The organism is Jannaschia donghaensis, assembly GCF_001403795.1.
Classification (GTDB): domain Bacteria; phylum Pseudomonadota; class Alphaproteobacteria; order Rhodobacterales; family Rhodobacteraceae; genus Jannaschia; species Jannaschia donghaensis.
In genome coordinates this window covers 296020-312987 of sequence record NZ_CXSU01000011.1, presented here as the reverse complement: position 1 = coordinate 312987, position 16968 = coordinate 296020, and the positions used below count along the sequence as shown (strand labels likewise).

15 protein-coding genes are annotated in these 16968 nt (G+C 62.9%); 6 read left to right on the top strand and 9 right to left on the bottom strand.

The features are described from left to right. The first annotated feature begins 142 nt into the window (after positions 1 to 142). Both hpf and JDO7802_RS06005 read left to right on the top strand, forming a co-directional pair. Positions 143 to 712, top strand: coding sequence for a ribosome hibernation-promoting factor, HPF/YfiA family (hpf, locus tag JDO7802_RS06010; protein WP_055083637.1), 570 nt, complete (start codon positions 143 to 145; stop codon positions 710 to 712). Positions 713 to 744: 32 nt separating this feature from the next. Continuing rightward, complete coding sequence (locus JDO7802_RS06005) at positions 745 to 1209, top strand: PTS sugar transporter subunit IIA (protein ID WP_055083635.1); 465 nt, start codon at positions 745 to 747, stop codon at positions 1207 to 1209. A 2-nt stretch (positions 1210 to 1211) separates the two neighbouring features. Here the strand turns inward: JDO7802_RS06005 and JDO7802_RS06000 are convergent, their stop codons facing one another. The 6 genes from JDO7802_RS06000 to cysQ form a co-directional block, all read right to left on the bottom strand. Continuing rightward, positions 1212 to 2588 carry a hypothetical protein gene (locus JDO7802_RS06000; protein WP_055083633.1) on the bottom strand — a complete coding sequence of 459 codons (1377 nt, stop codon included), beginning with the start codon at positions 2586 to 2588 and terminating at the stop codon, positions 1212 to 1214. Then, complete coding sequence (locus JDO7802_RS05995; protein WP_055083631.1) at positions 2578 to 4224, bottom strand: DUF5927 domain-containing protein; 1647 nt, start codon at positions 4222 to 4224, stop codon at positions 2578 to 2580. Before JDO7802_RS05995 ends, JDO7802_RS06000 begins: the two co-directional genes overlap by 11 nt. Further along, positions 4221 to 5231 (bottom strand): glycosyltransferase family 2 protein, encoded by a 1011-nt coding sequence (locus JDO7802_RS05990; protein ID WP_055083629.1) that lies wholly within the window; start codon positions 5229 to 5231, stop codon positions 4221 to 4223. Before JDO7802_RS05990 ends, JDO7802_RS05995 begins: the two co-directional genes overlap by 4 nt. 130 nt (positions 5232 to 5361) lie before the next feature. Continuing rightward, positions 5362 to 6273 carry a glycosyltransferase family 2 protein gene (locus JDO7802_RS05985; RefSeq protein WP_306455352.1) on the bottom strand — a complete coding sequence of 304 codons (912 nt, stop codon included), beginning with the start codon at positions 6271 to 6273 and terminating at the stop codon, positions 5362 to 5364. Between the two features lie 117 nt (positions 6274 to 6390). Further along, positions 6391 to 7272, bottom strand: coding sequence for a UTP--glucose-1-phosphate uridylyltransferase GalU (gene galU, locus JDO7802_RS05980; protein ID WP_055083625.1), 882 nt, complete (start codon positions 7270 to 7272; stop codon positions 6391 to 6393). Positions 7273 to 7346: 74 nt separating this feature from the next. Then, the gene (gene cysQ / locus JDO7802_RS05975; protein ID WP_055083623.1) at positions 7347 to 8144 is read right to left on the bottom strand and encodes a 3'(2'),5'-bisphosphate nucleotidase CysQ; all 798 of its coding nucleotides are present in this window, start codon (positions 8142 to 8144) and stop codon (positions 7347 to 7349) included. Between the two features lie 92 nt (positions 8145 to 8236). Between cysQ and JDO7802_RS05970 the strand changes: the two genes are divergently transcribed. Then, positions 8237 to 9058 (top strand): ABC transporter permease, encoded by an 822-nt coding sequence (locus tag JDO7802_RS05970; protein WP_055083620.1) that lies wholly within the window; start codon positions 8237 to 8239, stop codon positions 9056 to 9058. Beyond that, positions 9055 to 9657 carry a hypothetical protein gene (locus tag JDO7802_RS05965; protein WP_055083618.1) on the top strand — a complete coding sequence of 201 codons (603 nt, stop codon included), beginning with the start codon at positions 9055 to 9057 and terminating at the stop codon, positions 9655 to 9657. Before JDO7802_RS05970 ends, JDO7802_RS05965 begins: the two co-directional genes overlap by 4 nt. Before the next feature lie 7 nt (positions 9658 to 9664). On the opposite strand, the gene JDO7802_RS05960 is transcribed toward JDO7802_RS05965, so the two are convergent. After that, positions 9665 to 10276 carry an alpha-ketoglutarate-dependent dioxygenase AlkB gene (locus JDO7802_RS05960; protein ID WP_055084757.1) on the bottom strand — a complete coding sequence of 204 codons (612 nt, stop codon included), beginning with the start codon at positions 10274 to 10276 and terminating at the stop codon, positions 9665 to 9667. A 163-nt stretch (positions 10277 to 10439) separates the two neighbouring features. Here JDO7802_RS05960 and dnaK point away from each other — a divergent pair, with 163 nt between their 5' ends. Beyond that, the gene (gene dnaK / locus JDO7802_RS05955; RefSeq protein ID WP_055083616.1) at positions 10440 to 12359 is read left to right on the top strand and encodes a molecular chaperone DnaK; all 1920 of its coding nucleotides are present in this window, start codon (positions 10440 to 10442) and stop codon (positions 12357 to 12359) included. 62 nt (positions 12360 to 12421) lie between these two features. Then, complete coding sequence (dnaJ, locus tag JDO7802_RS05950; RefSeq protein WP_055083614.1) at positions 12422 to 13579, top strand: molecular chaperone DnaJ; 1158 nt, start codon at positions 12422 to 12424, stop codon at positions 13577 to 13579. A 47-nt stretch (positions 13580 to 13626) separates the two neighbouring features. On the opposite strand, the gene JDO7802_RS05945 is transcribed toward dnaJ, so the two are convergent. Next, positions 13627 to 14598 (bottom strand): extracellular catalytic domain type 1 short-chain-length polyhydroxyalkanoate depolymerase, encoded by a 972-nt coding sequence (locus JDO7802_RS05945; RefSeq protein ID WP_083481043.1) that lies wholly within the window; start codon positions 14596 to 14598, stop codon positions 13627 to 13629. 101 nt (positions 14599 to 14699) lie between these two features. Then, positions 14700 to 16961 (bottom strand): NADP-dependent malic enzyme, encoded by a 2262-nt coding sequence (locus tag JDO7802_RS05940; protein ID WP_055083612.1) that lies wholly within the window; start codon positions 16959 to 16961, stop codon positions 14700 to 14702. Between the last annotated feature and the right edge of the window lie 7 nt (positions 16962 to 16968).

Sequence of the window (16968 nt, the reverse complement as noted above, 5' to 3'; positions counted from 1 at the left end):
GGGCAAAAGCCATGTGTTTTCAAGATTGACAGACGTCGCGCCAAAGCGCCCACTCGGATGACGGAGCCCTGCCTTGCGACCCCGCCCGACCTGTCGGACCGGGCCGCGGCCCCAGACTCCGAAACGCAGAGATGGAGGAATCATGCGCTACCAGATCACGGGAAAACAGATCGACATCGGCGAAGCCCTGCAGACACACGTGAAGACGGAACTCGGTGCCGTCATCGACAAGTACGCCCAGCGGCCGACGGACGCGAACATCGTATTTTCCAAATCCGCGCATGAATTCACCTGCGAATCCACGGTTCACCTGTCGACCGGTCTGACGGCGCAGGCCAAGGCGAAAGCCACTGAAATCTATGCCGCTTTCGACGCCTGCGGCGAAAAAATGGACAAGCAGCTGCGCCGTTACAAGCGCCGATTGAAGAACCACCACCAGGAGCGGAGCCAGCCGGTTGAACTTTCCGGAGGCTCCTCTTATATCCTCGCCGCAGAAGCGACCGAAGACGAACCCGACAGCTTGGCTCCCGTCATCGTGGCCGAGATGGAAACCAAGATCCCATCCCTGTCCGTGGGCGAAGCGGTCATGCAGATGGAGTTGGCCAGCGCCCCCGTGCTGGTCTTCAAGAACGAAAAGGGCGGCGGCGTGAACGTGGTCTACAGACGCGAAGACGGAAACGTCGGCTGGATAGACCCCGCCATCAGTACCTGAAGCCGCAACGACGGCATCAACGAGGACGAGCAATGCAGTTGAGCGAAATCCTGGCCCCCGGGGCCGTTAAGGTATTGCCGAAGGCGTCCAGCAAGAAGCGGCTGTTCTGCGACCTCGCGGACGTCGCGCAGAAGCTGCATGGCCTCGACTACGATGCCGCTTTCGCCGCCCTGCAGGAGCGGGAGGCGTTGGGCACAACGGGGGTGGGCGGCGGCGTCGCCCTGCCCCATTCCCGTCTGCCCGGTCTGGACAAGGTGCATGGCGTGTTCATGCGCCTGGAAACGCCGCTGGATTTCGATTCGAGCGATCGCAAGCCCGTCGATCTCGTGTTCGGCTTGTTCGCGCCCGAAGGTGCCGGCGTCGCGCATCTCAAGGCGCTGGCGCTGGTGTCCCGAACGCTGCGCGATGCGTCTGTCTGCGCCAAGCTGCGCGCCAATGGCGACCCCGCGATCCTTTACACCATTCTGACCGAAGCGCCGTCGTCCGTCGCCGCCTGACGTCAGCTGTTTCTCCACTTCCTGAACCCGAAAGCGAGGTAGTCGCGGCGGTATGCCTGCATGCAGGCGTCGTCGATTTCTTCGCTCAGAATCGCATCCAAAGCGGCGCGCCCCGGCAATCGCAGGGTCGGCGCGTCCTTGCCCGCCAATGCGGCAAGCCGGTCCAGCTCCGCCTGCGCCTCCCCTTCCCTAATCAGGCGCTGGGGCAGGACGGCCTGCGCCATGCCAGCCAACACCGCCGATTGCGTCGCCCATTCGGGGGCGACAGGCAGGGATGACTGGCCATTGAGGTTGGCCCTGAGGAAATTCAGGAACCCCAGAAATGCCAGGCCAGCATCGCCTTCCAGATCGACGGCGTGCTGGTTCGCCAGAATGCGGCGCAAAGTGTTCGCCTGGGCCCCCGTGCCGGTCATCATCACCTGAAAGGCATCGTGCGCCCGCGCCAATGGGTGTCGCACAATCGCGAAGCTGATGAAGCCCTTCGCCTTGCGCATCCAGGGCCGCAGCTCCTTTTGCGTCATCCCGTCCGACGGGGCGGCATCATCCAGTTCGGTCAGCCAATCACGCAGCGCGCCGTCCAGCCCGCCGGGGATCGGAAGCGCCAGAAGGGGGCTGGCGGCGGCGGCCAGAAATGTCGGCACGGCGGGGCCGCGCAGGGGTTCTGAATTGACCGACCGGGACACCACGAACGGGTCGAGCGTGGCCAGATGCGCCCGCATATCCTCGGGGTTCTCCAGCTTCTCCTCGACCTCGCCGGGGTTCTGGCGCTTGAGTTTGTCAGGAACCTCGGTCAACCGATCCTCGGACCCAAGGAACGCCGCCAGACCGTTGAGCACATCGAGGTCGGCGATATCGTCGTAGGCGATCCAGAACGCCGATTGGCCCGACATCTGCATCTGCCGCTGCACCCGGTCGCGAAATATCCGCTGACGCTCCAGCAGCGCGTCGAAATCCGCGCCCACGAACGTCGCCTTCGCCGCCTTCGCCATCTTGGGATTGGTCAGCCGCCATTGCCCCGTCAGCGACGCGATCGCCAGCGAGACATAGCTGTCGAGGGGATTGCGGGTCAGGATCACCTTGCCGATGCGCGGATCGTCCAGCACCGCATCCAGAACGCGCGGGTCGTGATCGTGAAAGAACCGAAAGCCGCTCAGACCCGGCTGCGCGACGATCGCGCGCAACAACGGCATCGGATCCGCCTCCCGCATGGACATGTCGATACCGAACAATTCGGTCCGGTTGTGCGCGCCCAGAAAGACGGGGTTGAACACTTCCCCGTGGCTGCTGACGTCCGCCAGGGTGTTGAGCGATTCCTCCAGATGGTTGGAGCCTGTCCGCATTTCGGCGAAGACGACGAAGGCATCGAACCTATCGGCCATCGAAGTCCCCCATCACCTGCGGTTTCATGCCGGCATTGCGCAGTTTCTGCAGGAATGCCGGAAATCCGCTCAGGTCGCGCATGGGGGGCAGTTCGGTCAAACGCTGCGGACTGGGGCCGGTGATTTCCTGCATGAAATTCTGGATTTTCTCCACCGGCTGCGCGATGAAATCGGCCAGGTTCCAAAGATGCAGTCGGGCCGCCGTCCCCGGCAGCCGCAGTTCGCGCAGAAATGCCAGCTCCGCGCGCTGCAACCGCGCGGCCTCGGCCTTTACCTCTTCGAATTCGGCGTTCGATGTATGCAGCGGAACGGCCCAGGCCCCAGTAACGATGACCAGCGTCGCGTTGGGATCGCGCGCCATGAAAGGACCGATTTCCGGGCGGTCGTTCGGCCCGAAGAAAAAGCTCTGACGCTCCCCACGGGTCGACCACATCAGGTTGGTGAGGAATTGTTCAGGTCGATAATCGCGCAGGCTGGCACTGTCGGAGATGCAGCCGTTCATCACCGTTTCCCCGCCCGCGAACTGCGCCCGGTCGGGATGGTAGAGGTGACCGTGAACCCGGCCACCCAACCGTCTGGCAAGCCAGGGTTGAAAATCCTCGAACAGATCCTCCAGGCCACTGAACACGTTGTAACGTGCGCAGGTCAGACCGTTTTCCAAGCCCGGCGCCGGGAACCGCGCTTGGGAGTATAGGCCGCGCCGGCCCTGCCCCCGTCGTTCATTCGCCTTGGAGAAGACGCGGTCGATCTTGCCCGGATTGGGCTCCGAACGCCGCGCTTGGGGGCGCGTGTCGTCGAGAAACGTCTGATAAAGACGGTCGGCCCGCGGCCAGATCTTGCGCGCGACGAAGCAATCCGACCGTTCCAGCAAGGGCTGATGATCGTCGTAGAAGATGTGCGGTTTGCCTTGGATATCGAACTTGGACAGGGTCAGGGACCGACTCTCGATCGTGGTCGAAAAGCGCCGCGCGAGGGACTGGAAATAGCTTTCGTCCGGGATCCACACGCGGGAGAAATACGCGTCGATCTGAACCCGGTCAGGGGCCTGCAGGATCGACTCGAGCGTGCGCCGGGTCAGGCACCACCACTGGCTTCCAAGGTGGGGCGACACGCCCTCGGGGATGCGCCGTGTCAGGCCGATACGGCGCTGGAACCGAACGTAAAAATCGAAAAGGCGCCGGTTCTTGCGCCACGAAAACGGGAACCGCAGAGTAAAGCGCTCCGCCTCCAACCCGTCGACTGTCCATGTCACCTGATCGGTCGTGACGCTTTCGATGAAATCGGTTTCGGAATGGGTCGACAGGTAATCGCGCAATTCGGCCACGGGCCGCAGCGGCAGACAGGATCCGGAGGCCAGAAAGACGTGGCGCACGTCGGGAAACAGCGATAGCAGCCGCTCGGACGCGACCTGTGTTGCGCGCACCAGGGACCATTTTCCCCATTCCACGCGACTGCGCCGACAAAACCGGATCTTGGGCTCGTCCTTGAAGCGTGCCCGAAAGTCGCGGAACGTGCGTTGCCTGACCTTGCCATCGACATGGATCACCACCGGACAGTCGTTGAGCGCGAAGTAGCGCGCCACCTGCTCGGCCCGGTCGAAGGCGGTGTGCACCAGCAGCACGAAGCCCAGCGTCATGCCCAGTTCCCCTTTGAAATCAGGCCCAAAATCTCCAGCTGTCGCCAGTTGATGTAGCGTTCGGACCATTTGCACCAAAGGTCCGCGTTGACGTCGATTCCGCCGGCATAGGTCCTGTATTCGTCACCGTCGCGGTAATGTTCGGAGCGCGTCGCCTCCTCGGCCGCGCGATCGACGAAAAGGCTTAGGAATTTCGCATGGAGCAGGACGCCGGTCGTCTTCTCCCCGCCTTCTGCATCGTAGGTCAGGTTCAAACCGCGGGGCAGCAGCGCATGCGTGGAACTGACATAGACGAATTCCTTGCGCCATTTGACGAGGGGCACCTTGTTGAGCGCCGGTGCCTTCTTCGGAGTATCGCCGAAAAAAGCGCGCGCGCGGACCCCGCCTTGGATCCAGAGGTTTCCATAGGTCGGATTAAGCTGAAACATGTAATTTGCGCTGTCGAACCAGGCGGCGATGTCGAAGGGGTTCTGCCCCTCGTGATAAGGCTGCGCGCCCAATGGTCCCTTGGGATACATGTCGAGCAGCATGGACCCGAAGCTGCGAATCTGCGATGCGTCCAGCCAGTCGGTCAATGCGCGCAGGGGCCTTGTGTCGCAAAACGGATAGACGAGGAATTCATCGACATCGACCGTCAGGCACCAGTGGCGATGGGCGTGCTGCCGCATCAGCCAATTGAGCCAGTCGACGCCGAATGCCGACTTGGCGTAGCTGCCATTGGTCGTCCAGACCGAGACGTCGGGCTGATCAGCGAGATAGTCGCGGGTGCCGTCGTCGCTGCCGTTGTCGACGATCAGAAATTGCTCCACCCCCATCTTGCGATAGTAGTCGAGGAAATAGGGAAGGCGGGTCCGTTCGTTTCGCATGGTGGAAAACGACAGGATCGCACCGGGCCGAATATCGCGCGTGCGATCGCGCACGACTGACAATTGCCGGCGCCGACGGAACGCGCGAACCCGCCAGTACCGGCGGCGCAAACGCATCCTATAGGACGATATCAGTCCCATCCCGCTACGCTTGCCCTCTTGGTATCAACATACAAAACCGTGCCGCCTTTCAGCATTGTTTCCGGTAACGATGCAATCATCGACCGAGCGACCGATTGCAGCCTGCCACCATTGGGCAACGGTCCGACCATCAGTCCCACCCTCCGCGCGACATCAGGCCCAGCGCCTCCAACTGCCGCCAGCCGTGATACCTCGTCGACCGGTCGCACCACAGAATCGGGTCGTCGATGAGAGCGTCATAGTAGCCTTCATACAAATCAGAGTTTTCGAAATGCTGACGACGGCGCTTTTCTTCCACCGATTTGGAAACGATTTCGGGAAGAAACTTGGTGTGCAGCAGAACACCCGTCGGCGCTTCGACCCCGTCGGTGCGATAGACATGGTTGAGGCCGCGCGGCAGCAGCGAATGGGTGGAACTGACATAGGCATAGCGCCGGTTCCAGCGGACCAGCGGTACCTTCGACAAGGTCGGTGCGCGGCGCGGGTCGGCGTGGAAGAACGTGCGCGCCCGCGGTCCCCCCTGAACCCACAGGTTTTCCAGACGGGGCTGCCGGATCATCACGTAATTGCCCGCATCGAAGTACGGTATCGTCGATATAGGGTCTGTTTCGGTCTTTGATCCGGTCCGGCCAAGCGGCCCACGCGGATACAGATCCAGCATCAACGCGCCCATCGACGGCCGATCCGTAATATCCAGCCAATCGGTCAGCGCATGCAGGTCGCGCAGGTCGTGGTGAGCATAGACGAAAAGCTCGTCCGCATCGAGGGTCAGGCACCAGCGGCCATGGCCATGGCGCATCATCAGGGCCGTCAACCAATCGACGCCGAAGCGCGACGCCTTGTAGCTGTGGGATGTCGACCAGACCGAGACGTCGCGCTGCGCCGTCAGGAAATCCATCGTGCCGTCGTCACTGGCGTTGTCGACCATCAGGAAGTGATCGACCCCCAGCGCGCGATGGTGATCGAGGAAGTGCGGCAGGCGACCCATCTCGTTGCGGATCGTCGAAAAGCACAGGATCGCATCTTTCGCCACATCGGCCATGCGGTCGAAGATGGGTGTCAGGTGCCGGTGCCTGGCAAACGATCGCGCCAGAAGACCCCTTCGTCTCCACCGCAGGCTGTAGGCGGCCCAGAGGTCCGAGGCCGCCGCCATCCGGCCCTAGGTCTTACTCAGGCCGAGCGTCGAGATGAACGCCATCAGCTCGTCTCGCAGATCGGGCCGGTCCAGACCGAAGGCGACCGTCGCCTGCAGGAACCCGGCCTTCGACCCGCAGTCGAACCGCTGCCCTTCGAACCGGAAGCCGTGCACGCCGTCGCCGCCCACTTCGCGGGCGATCGCGTCGGTCAACTGAATCTCGCCCCCGGCTCCGGCGGCCAGACCGCCCAGATGCTTCATCACGCGGGGGCTGAGGATGTAACGGCCGATCACGGCCAGGTTGGACGGCGCGGTCCCCGCTTCGGGCTTTTCGACCATGCCGCGCACCTTGAGGGCCTGACCGTCGGTCGTTTCGACATCGAGGATGCCATAGGACGATGTGCGATCCGGCGCGACTTCCATCGCGGCGACCATGCTGCCGCCGGTTTCCGCATAAGCTTCGACCATCTGGGCCAGGCAGGGTTTGTCGGCGGCGATCACGTCGTCGGGCAGGATCACGGCAAAGGGCTCGTCGTGGATCAAACGGCGCGCACAGGCGACGGCATGGCCAAGTCCGCGGGGGCGATGCTGTCGGACATAGGCGATCTGACCGGAATCCATCGTCGTGCTGCGAAGCACTTCCAGAAGCTCGGTCTTGTTCTTCTTGAGCAGTTCCTGCTCCAGCACGGGGGCATCGTCGAAGTAATCCTCGAGCGCGGACTTGCCGCGCGAGGTCACGAAGATGAACTCCTTGATACCGGCGGCGCGCGCTTCGTCGATCGCGTATTGGATCAGCGGGCGGTCGACCAGCGTCATGATCTCCTTGGGGACCGACTTCGTCGCCGGCAGGAACCGGGTGCCCATGCCCGCGACCGGAAAGATCGCCTTGGTGACTGTTCTGTTCATAATCTTGCCCTTCAAACGTCCATTCCGGCGTTCGCCGGCCTCCCTGCCACCTAATTGCGACAGGAGTTTGGCGGTCAGCCCGCCTTGAGCGTCACGCCTGGTGCCAGCGCGATGAAAAACGGGTTTTCAAAGATCGGCTTGCCATAGGCCAGCGGCGCGTGATCGTCGAAGCGCACGACCTGTCCACCCGCCCCCGACAGCACCGCATGTCCGGCGGCGGTATCCCATTCCATCGTCCGGCCCAGCCGGGGATAAAGATCGGCCTCGCCGGTGGCGACCAGGCAGAACTTGAGCGACGACCCGGCGGACTTCATGTCCGACACGTCGTACTTGTTGATATAGGCGTCCGTCGCCGCATCGCGGTGCGACTTGCTGGCCACCACCAGAAGTGCGGAATTGTCGGGCGTGGACACTTTGATCGGGGTAAGCTTGCCGGGGGTGTCCTTGTCGAAGGGGCCCGCTTCTTCGACTGTGGTGCCATCGGCCTGCGTCCAGAACAGACGCTCCTTGGCGGGGGCATAGACCACACCACGCACCGGAACGCCGTCTTCGACCCAGGCGATGTTGACGGTGAAATCGCCGCGTCGCTGGACGAATTCCTTGGTACCATCCAGCGGATCGACGATGAAGAACGTGCTGACGTCCAGATCGTGGGTGTCGGACTGCTCCTCCGTGACGATGGCGGCGTCCGGGAAAGCGGCACGCAATCCGTCTGAAATCAACGCATCGGCAGCTTCGTCGGCTTCGGTCACGGGGCTTTGATCGGACTTCGATTTCACTTCGAAATCGGGTGAGGCATAGATTTCCATGATCTTGTCGCCCGCTTCGAGAGACAATCTGCGGAGGATCACCATCATTTTGTCGAAATCCATACCTATTATCCCTTGATAGAAGCCCTCGGTTCGGGGGCACGCTTATGGTATCAGTTGCCTTTGAGGCAAGCGTCCAATGGAGAAACAAGCGCATGTTCAGGGTAGAGCGACGCGACACCGGACTGACCCGCGCCTTCACCCTGGCGGAGCTGGTCTTCCATTCGACCGTCCGAAACATCCGCAAGGGGCATTCGACGGGTCTTCAGGCCCTGCTGATGAACGTCCTGCAATCGGTCATTTTCATCGGGGCCTTCGTCGTGATGTTTTCGGTTCTGGGCCTGCGCGGTGCCGCGATCCGGGGGGATTTCATCCTCTACATCATGTCGGGCATCTTCCTTTTCATGACGCATATCAAGGCGATGGGTGCCCTGGTTGGGGCCGAAGGCCCGGCGTCACCGATGATGAAGCACGCGCCGATGAACACCGCCATCGCTATCCTGTCGGCGGCGCTCGGCTCGCTCTACATCCAGTTCCTGTCGGTCGTGCTGATCCTGTTCGGCGTCCACGTCGCCTGGCATCCGATCGAGATTCAGAACCCCGGCGCGGCTTTTGCGATGTTCATGATCGCCTGGTTCACCGGCGCAGCCATCGGCATGGTTTTGCTTGCGCTGAAGCCCTGGGCCCCAAATTTTGTGCAGATCGTGAACTCGATCTACAGCCGGGTGAACATGATCGCCTCCGGCAAGATGTTCGTCGCCAACACGATGCCCTCCACGATGATCGCTTTCTTCGACTGGAATCCGCTGTTTCATGCGATCGATCAGTCGCGCGGCTATGCCTTTGTGAATTACAATCCGCATTACACGAACTGGCAATATCCGCTGATGATCGGAATCGTCGCGTTGATGATCGGGATGATGGGCGAATTCTATACCCGCAAGAACACCTCCGCGTCGTGGTTCGCCGGACGATGAGAAGGGGTGTCGCCTGGGTCTTCGTGCTGTCGTGCCTGTCGGGGGCCGTGATGGCGCAGGACGATCCCCTGCCCGCGCTCTACGATGTGGTGGGTGTCGCGGCGAATGACGCCCTGAACCTGCGCGCGTCGCCCCGTGCGACGGCCCGCGTCTTGGGCGAGTTGCGCCACGATGCGACCGGCGTGGAGATTGTTCGCCTGAGCGAGAGTGGCGATTGGGGCCTGACGAACATCGACGAAGGCACGGGTTGGACCGCAATGCGCTTTCTGACCCGGCAGGACGGGCAGGGCTGGGACGTGCCGCCGGCCCTCTCCGTCTGTTATGGGGCCGAACCGTTCTGGTCGCTCGACCCGGTCCAGGCTTTGTCGCTCAGCACCCCGGACGAGGTGATCGGCATCACCCCCCTGACGATGACGCGCGCGGCGGGCCGTCGCGACCCTTGGGGCATCGTGGCGCAAAGCGACAATGGTCCGATCCACGGCATCCTGTCGCGCCAGACCTGTTCGGATGGAATGTCGGATCGGGAGGCCGGGTTCAGGATCGACCTGATCAACGGCGATCGCGGGGTCTATACCGGGTGCTGCACGCTGACCCGGTGATCCACGCTCAGGTTACGACCCGTAGCGTCAGGTTGATCCGCCCCGGCGCGTCCAGCAAAGTCGACGTGCCCGGCGCGATCCGATCGACACCGTGGTGCAGAAGACGCGCCGTCCCACTCAGCATCAGAACGTCGCCGGATCGCAGCCAAAGGCTTTCGGTCGTGCCGCCGCGTGCCGCATTGCCGATGCGGAACAGCGCGTCGTCCCCCAGGGAAATCGAGATGACGGGCTGCGACGGATCGGCCTCGTCCCGGTCGACATGCATCCCCATCCGCGCAGCCGGCCCGTACCAATTCACCAGACAGCTTTCGGGTGCACGGGCCTGCGGGGCGACCGCGGCCCAGACCGCGCGGATGCTTTCGGGGATCGGGGGCCAAGCGGCACCCGACGGATGGGCCGGCGCATAACGGTACCCCTGCCGATCCGTGATCCAGCCATGCGATCCGGCAGATGTCATCCGCACCGAAAGCGGCTGCCCGCGCGGCGTGACGGGCTGTATAAGCGGCGCGGCGCGGACGATGGCACGGACGTCGGTCACCATGTCCGCCTGCTGCGCAGAGGTCAGGAATCCGTCGAAGACTCGCACGCCCCGAACGTCCCGCCACGGCAGTTCAGTCAAATTCGTCCCCTTCACGTCCTTGCGACCCCAAAACCCCCTCCTTATATACCCCGTGATCCGCGGAACGGCACGTCCGGCCCGCATCGTTTTGAACCTGGGATGAGGACCGGGGCGCCGATATGGGCCCCTGTTCGAGCATATCGCCTAGAAAGGACCATTCGAAATGGCAAAAGTCATTGGTATCGACCTCGGAACCACCAACTCCTGCGTTGCCATCATGGACGGGTCGCAGCCCCGCGTGATCGAGAACGCGGAAGGTGCCCGCACTACCCCCTCCATCGTCGGCTACACCGAAGATGAAAAACTCGTCGGACAGGCCGCCAAGCGGCAGGCCGTCACGAACCCGGAAAACACGGTCTTCGGCGTCAAGCGCCTGATCGGTCGCCGGTTCGATGACGAACATCTGAACAAGGATAAAAAGAATCTCCCCTTCAACATCGTCTCCGGCAACGGCGACGCTTGGGTCGAGGTGCGCGGCGAGAAGTATTCGCCCAGCCAGGTCTCCGCCCTGATCCTGCAGAAGATGAAGGAAACCGCCGAGAGCTATCTGGGTGAAGAAGTCACGCAGGCCGTCATCACGGTCCCGGCGTATTTCAACGACGCCCAGCGTCAGGCCACCAAGGACGCCGGCAAGATCGCCGGTCTGGAAGTGCTGCGCATCATCAACGAGCCGACGGCAGCCGCCCTGGCCTACGGTCTCGACAAGAAAGAGACGCGCACCATCGCCGTCTATGACCTTGGCGGCGGTACCTTCGACGTCACGATCCTGGAAATCGACGACGGCCTGTTCGAGGTGAAGTCGACCAACGGCGACACCTTCCTGGGTGGCGAAGACTTCGACATGCGCATCGTGAACTACCTCGCCGAGGAGTTCAAAAAGGAGCACGGGGCCGACCTGACGCAGGACAAGATGGCCCTTCAGCGCCTGAAAGAGGCGGCGGAGAAGGCCAAGATCGAACTGTCCTCGGCTAACCAGACCGAAATCAACCAGCCCTTCATCTCGATGGGCACCAATGGTCAGCCGCTGCACCTGGTCACGAAACTGACCCGTGCCAAGCTGGAGTCGCTGGTCAATGACCTGATCAAAGCCTCGATCAAGCCCTGCAAGGACGCGCTCAAGGACGCCGGCATCACCGCGAACGAGATCGACGAAGTCGTTCTGGTCGGCGGCATGACCCGGATGCCCAAGGTCGTGGAAGAAGTGACCAAGTTCTTCGGGAAAGAGCCCCACAAAGGCGTGAACCCCGATGAGGTCGTGGCGCTGGGTGCGGCCATTCAGGCCGGCGTTCTGCAAGGCGACGTCAAGGACGTGGTCCTGCTCGACGTGACGCCCCTGTCCCTGGGCATCGAGACGCTGGGCGGCGTGTTCACCCGCCTGATCGATCGCAACACGACGATCCCGACGAAGAAGGCGCAGGTCTTCTCCACCGCCGAGGACAATCAGAACGCCGTGACGATCCGCGTGTTCCAGGGCGAGCGGGAAATGGCATCCGACAACAAGATGCTCGGTCAGTTCAACCTCGAAGACATCCCGCCCAGCCCGCGCGGCATGCCCCAGATCGAAGTGACCTTCGACATCGACGCCAACGGCATCGTGTCGGTGGGTGCTAAGGACAAGGGCACCGGCAAGGAACAGCAGATCACGATCCAGGCGTCGGGCGGCCTGTCGGACGAGGATATCGAACAAATGGTCAAGGACGCCGAGGCGAATGCCGAAGCCGACAAGGGCCGTCGCGAGCTGGTGGAAGCCAAGAACCAAGCCGAGAGCCTTGTCCATTCGACCAAGAAGTCGCTGGAAGAGCATGGCGAGAAAGTCGACCCGTCAACCGTCGAAGCCATCGAGTTCGCCGTCACCGCGCTGGAAGAGGCGATGGAGACGGAGGACGCGGGCAAGATCAAGTCCGGCATCCAGAACGTTCAGGAAGCCGCGATGCGTTTGGGCGAGGCGATCTACAAGGCCTCCGCTGAAGCCGAGGGCGGCGCGAACGATGTCGATCCGACGGATGGACCTGCGAAGGAAGGCGACGACGACGGTATCGTCGATGCCGACTTCGAAGATCTGGACGACGAGAAGCGGGCCTGAGCCTAGCGTTGAACAACGGGACCGGCCCCCTGTGGGCCGGTCTTTGCGTTGGAGTGTGAATAATGGCGAAACGTGATTACTACGAGACGCTCGGCGTCGCGAAGGGTGCCAGCGCGGACGAGATAAAGAAGGCCTTTCGCGGAAAGGCGAAGGAGTTGCACCCCGACCGCAACTCCGACAACCCGAATGCCGAAGCCCAGTTCAAAGAGGCCAACGAGGCCTACGACGTCCTGAAGGACGCCGAGAAAAAGGCGGCGTACGACCGCTTCGGCCATGCCGCCTTCGAGGGCGGAATGGGCGGCGGCGGTGGGCCGCGGCGACCACAGGGCGGGCAGGGCGATTTCGCCAGTGCCTTCTCGGACGTGTTCGAGGATCTGTTCGGCGACTTCATGGGCGGTCAGCCCGGCGGCGGGCGCAGCGGTGGACGCCGTGCGACGCGCGGATCCGACCTGCGCTATAACATGCGCATCACGCTGGAAGAGGCTTATGCCGGTCAGCAGAAATCCATAACCGTGCCGACGGCCGTTCAATGCGGCACCTGCGAGGGGAAGGGCACCGAAGGCGCATCCGAACCCGCGACCTGCCCGACCTGTTCTGGTATGGGTAAGGTGCGCGCGCAGCAAGGTTTCTTCACCGTCGAACGCGCCTGTCCGACCTGTTCGGGGGCAGGGCAGATCATCAAGAACCCGTGCCAGACCTGTGGCGGCGGCGGTCGCGTCGAAAAGGAACGGCAACTGTCGGTCAACATCCCGGCAGGCGTCGAAACCGGCACGCGAATTCGTCTGTCAGGCGAAGGCGAGGCGGGGCTGCGCGGTGGTCCGACCGGCGATCTGTACATCTTCATCGAAGTGGAGACCCATCCGATCTTCGAGCGTGACTCGATCAACCTCTATTGCGCGGTGCCCGTGTCCATGACGACGGCCGCCTTGGGCGGAGAAGTCGAGGTGCCGACCATCGACGGCGGACGGTCGCGGGTGAAAGTGCCCGGCGGATCTCAGACCGGTCGCCAGATGCGTCTGCGGGGCAAGGGGATGCCCGCCCTGCGCGGTGGGGCGACCGGCGACATGATGATCGAATTGGCTATCGAGACGCCGGTGAACCTGACCAGTCGCCAGAAAGAGCTGTTGCGGGAGTTCGACAAGATCGATGCCGACAACAACCCGCAGGGCGACACTTTCTTTCGAAAGGTCAAAGGTTTCTGGGACGGCATGACCCAGTGACGTGATTAAAGGGCACCCAGACCGGGTGCCCTTTTCGTTTCAGGCGGTTAAAGTTCGGTGAAGAACCGCAGCATTTCCGCCGATGCGTCCGGGCCTTTCGGATCGGCGAAACTGCCACGCGCATCGCCGCCCGACCATGCATGGCCCAGGCCATCAACCTCCCAAACCTCCGCGCCGGGGGCGCGGATAACGGTGCAGCGACGCCCCCCCGACATGACCTCCGTCCGCACCGCCGCAGGGTCGCGCGGCACAAACGGCAGGGCATTGCGCGGATCGACCGTGCGGTCCGCCATTCCGTGAAATGCGATCAGCGGTGTCTGCACGTCCGCAGTGCCTTGACCGCCCGACCGCATCGCCCCGAATGCACTTGTCACGTCGCGGGCGGACCCGACAGGCAGGCCGGAATGAATGCCCACGGCAGCGAATACATCTGGATACCGCGCGCCCAAAATCGCGGACATCGCCCCTCCGGCGGACAAACCCGCGACGCACACGCGCCGCCCGCCACCGATCCGCGAAAGGGTGTCGGCGACGGTTGCGACAATGGCTGCGGCCTCTCCGGATCGACCTTGATGGCTGGGTTCGAACCAATTCCAGCAGCCGTTCATGTTGGCCGCACGCACCTGTTCCGGCCACAGAACGTGTGCTCCGATCGCATCGGCGGCGACGTTCATCCGTGTGCCGGCTGCGAAGTCTTCGGGGGTCTGCGTGCAGCCATGAAGCATCACGATCAGCGGGGTGTCCGTCGCCGGCGTGTGCGGCGTGAAGATCCGATAGGGGACCGCGCCGTCATGGCGGGTCATCGCCGCGCCAGCCGCCCGGTTGCGTTTGGGGCGGGTCGCCTTGCCAGCTTTTCCGGTGCCCGGACCGGGCAGGGCACGGGCAGTCGGTGTGACGTCGCGCATCGGACGATCGGCGGGGTCGGGTGCATCACCGCGCAGGTTGCGCTGAATGCTCTCGGTCGCCTCGGTCAGTTTGCCGGACCGGACGAGGTCCAAGATTCGAGTCATCTCTGTCATCGGTCTGCCTCCTGCCGCGCCGATGTCGGCGGGCTTTCCTCGAAGCTATGCTGCACTGCAGAAGAAAACAATGCAGTTGCAGCATTTTCAGAATTTGACGATTAACCGCCGATCCGGCACGCCGCCAGAAGCGCCATGTTCATCACGTCCGACGAGGTGGAGCTGGTCGAGGCGATCTGAACCGGATGGTCGATTCCGGTCAGAATTGGCCCAATCACGGTCGCCCCGGCCATTTCCTGCATCAATTTGACAGAGATCGAGGCGGAGTGGCGGGCCGGCACGACCAGTACATTTGCAGGGCCGCTCAACCGCGAGAACGGGTATTGCGCCGCCGCTTCGGAGTTGAGCGCGACATCGACCGTCATTTCGCCCTCGTATTCGAAATCAACGCCGCGCGCCTTCAGAGCATCCGGAGCGTGGCGCATCTTCTCGGCCCGTTCGGACACCGGATATCCAAACGTCGAAAAGCTGACGAAAGCCACGCGCGGCTCCATCCCCAGACCACGGGCGACACGCGCGCCGGCCTCCGCGATGGTCGCCAGATCCTCTTCCTCGGGCCATTCGTGAACCAGCGTGTCGCCGATCAGGACGATACGACCGCGGTGCAGCAAGGCCGTGATCCCGACGGCATCCTTGTTGGTCTGAATGTCGAACACATGGTCCAGAAGGCGCATGGCATGGGCCGACTTCCGCGTCGCCCCGGTGACCAATCCGTCGCCGTGCTCGTGCGCCAGCATCAGGGCCGCGAAAACATGCCGGTCCCGCGATGCCAGGCGGTGCACGTCCTGCTGGTCATACCCCTGCCGCTGCAACCGATTGTAGAGGTAGGATTTATACTGGTCCAGATGGCGCGTATTGGCGGCATTGACGACCTCCAACTCCCGCGTGGCGTCAGCCAGTCCCGCCGCCTCCAGCTTGGCCTTCACATCATCGTCGCGCCCGACGACCAATGCCTTGCCGTACCCGCCCCGCTGATAGGCGACGGCGGCGCGCAACACGCGCGGGTCATCGCCTTCCGCGAAAATCATGCGGGCCTGCGCCTGACGCGCACGGGCGGAAATGCCCTGCACGATGCTTGCCGTCGGGTCCATGCGCGCGGCCAAGCCGTTGGCGTAACCTTGCATATCGACGATCGGTCGACGCGCGACGCCGGTGTCCATGCCCGCTTTGGCGACGGCCGGCGGGATCACGTGGATCAAACGGGGGTCGAACGGCGTGGGGATGATATAATCCCTGCCAAAGGACAATTTACGCCCGTAAGCGACCGCCACCTCGTCCGGCACGTCTTCGCGCGCAAGTTCGGCCAATGCCTCGGCGCAGGCGATCTTCATTTCGTCGTTGATGGCCCGAGCATGGATGTCGAGCGCGCCGCGGAACAGATAGGGAAAGCCCAGGACGTTGTTCACCTGGTTGGGGTAATCCGAACGCCCGGTCGCGACGATGGCATCGGCCCGCACCTCATGCGCTTCCTCTGGCGTGATCTCGGGATCGGGATTCGCCATGGCGAAGATCACCGGGTTTTCAGCCATGTCAGAGACCATTTCAGGCGTCACCGCGCCCTTGGCCGACACGCCCAGAAAGACATCTGCACCCTTCATCGCGTCCGCCAGCGTGCGCAGGTCGGTCTTGACCGCATGGGCCGACTTCCATTGGTTCATCCCCTCGGTCCGGCCCTGGTAGATCACGCCTTTGGTGTCGCACATCACGCAGTTGTCGTGCCGCGCCCCCATGGTCTTGAGCAGTTCCAGGCAAGCAATCCCGGCGGCCCCGGCACCGTTCAGGACGATCTTCACATCCTCGATCTTCTTGCCGGAAATGTGCAGCGCGTTGATCAGACCGGCCGCACAGATGACGGCGGTGCCATGCTGGTCGTCGTGGAAGACGGGGATGTCCATCGCCTCCTTCAGCTGGCTTTCGATCATGAAACACTCGGGGGCCTTGATATCCTCCAGGTTGATGCCGCCGAACGACGGCCCCATCAGCTTGACGGCCGCGACGAAGGCGTCGACATCTTCGGTGTCCAGCTCGATGTCGATGGAATTCACGTCGGCGAACCGTTTGAAGAGAACGGCTTTGCCCTCCATCACCGGCTTGGATGCGAGCGCGCCCAGATTGCCGAGGCCAAGGACGGCGGTGCCGTTGGAAATGACGGCGACCAGATTGCCCTTGGTCGTGTAATCGTAGGCCAGCGCCGGGTCGGCGGCGATCGCCTCGCAGGGGACGGCGACGCCGGGGGAATAGGCCAGCGACAGGTCGCGCTGCGTCGCCATCGCGGTCGAGGCGTTGATCTCGATCTTTCCCGGTCGGGGTTCCAGATGATAGGCCAGCGCCTCTGCGTCGGTGATCTTGTTGCGTCCAGTCATGTCAGTC

Coding starts and splice junctions, on each gene's coding strand:
- hpf (WP_055083637.1), top strand. CDS start 143: ATGCGCTACCAGATCACGGGAAAACAGATCGACATCGGCGAAGCCCTG.
- JDO7802_RS05970 (WP_055083620.1), top strand. CDS start 8,237: ATGTTCAGGGTAGAGCGACGCGACACCGGACTGACCCGCGCCTTCACC.
- JDO7802_RS05990 (WP_055083629.1), bottom strand. CDS start 5,231: ATGGGACTGATATCGTCCTATAGGATGCGTTTGCGCCGCCGGTACTGG.
- JDO7802_RS06005 (WP_055083635.1), top strand. CDS start 745: ATGCAGTTGAGCGAAATCCTGGCCCCCGGGGCCGTTAAGGTATTGCCG.
- JDO7802_RS05995 (WP_055083631.1), bottom strand. CDS start 4,224: ATGACGCTGGGCTTCGTGCTGCTGGTGCACACCGCCTTCGACCGGGCC.
- JDO7802_RS05945 (WP_083481043.1), bottom strand. CDS start 14,598: ATGACAGAGATGACTCGAATCTTGGACCTCGTCCGGTCCGGCAAACTG.
- JDO7802_RS05965 (WP_055083618.1), top strand. CDS start 9,055: ATGAGAAGGGGTGTCGCCTGGGTCTTCGTGCTGTCGTGCCTGTCGGGG.
- dnaJ (WP_055083614.1), top strand. CDS start 12,422: ATGGCGAAACGTGATTACTACGAGACGCTCGGCGTCGCGAAGGGTGCC.
- JDO7802_RS05940 (WP_055083612.1), bottom strand. CDS start 16,961: ATGACTGGACGCAACAAGATCACCGACGCAGAGGCGCTGGCCTATCAT.
- JDO7802_RS06000 (WP_055083633.1), bottom strand. CDS start 2,588: ATGGCCGATAGGTTCGATGCCTTCGTCGTCTTCGCCGAAATGCGGACA.
- dnaK (WP_055083616.1), top strand. CDS start 10,440: ATGGCAAAAGTCATTGGTATCGACCTCGGAACCACCAACTCCTGCGTT.
- JDO7802_RS05985 (WP_306455352.1), bottom strand. CDS start 6,273: ATGGCCGATGTGGCGAAAGATGCGATCCTGTGCTTTTCGACGATCCGC.
- galU (WP_055083625.1), bottom strand. CDS start 7,272: ATGAACAGAACAGTCACCAAGGCGATCTTTCCGGTCGCGGGCATGGGC.
- cysQ (WP_055083623.1), bottom strand. CDS start 8,144: ATGGATTTCGACAAAATGATGGTGATCCTCCGCAGATTGTCTCTCGAA.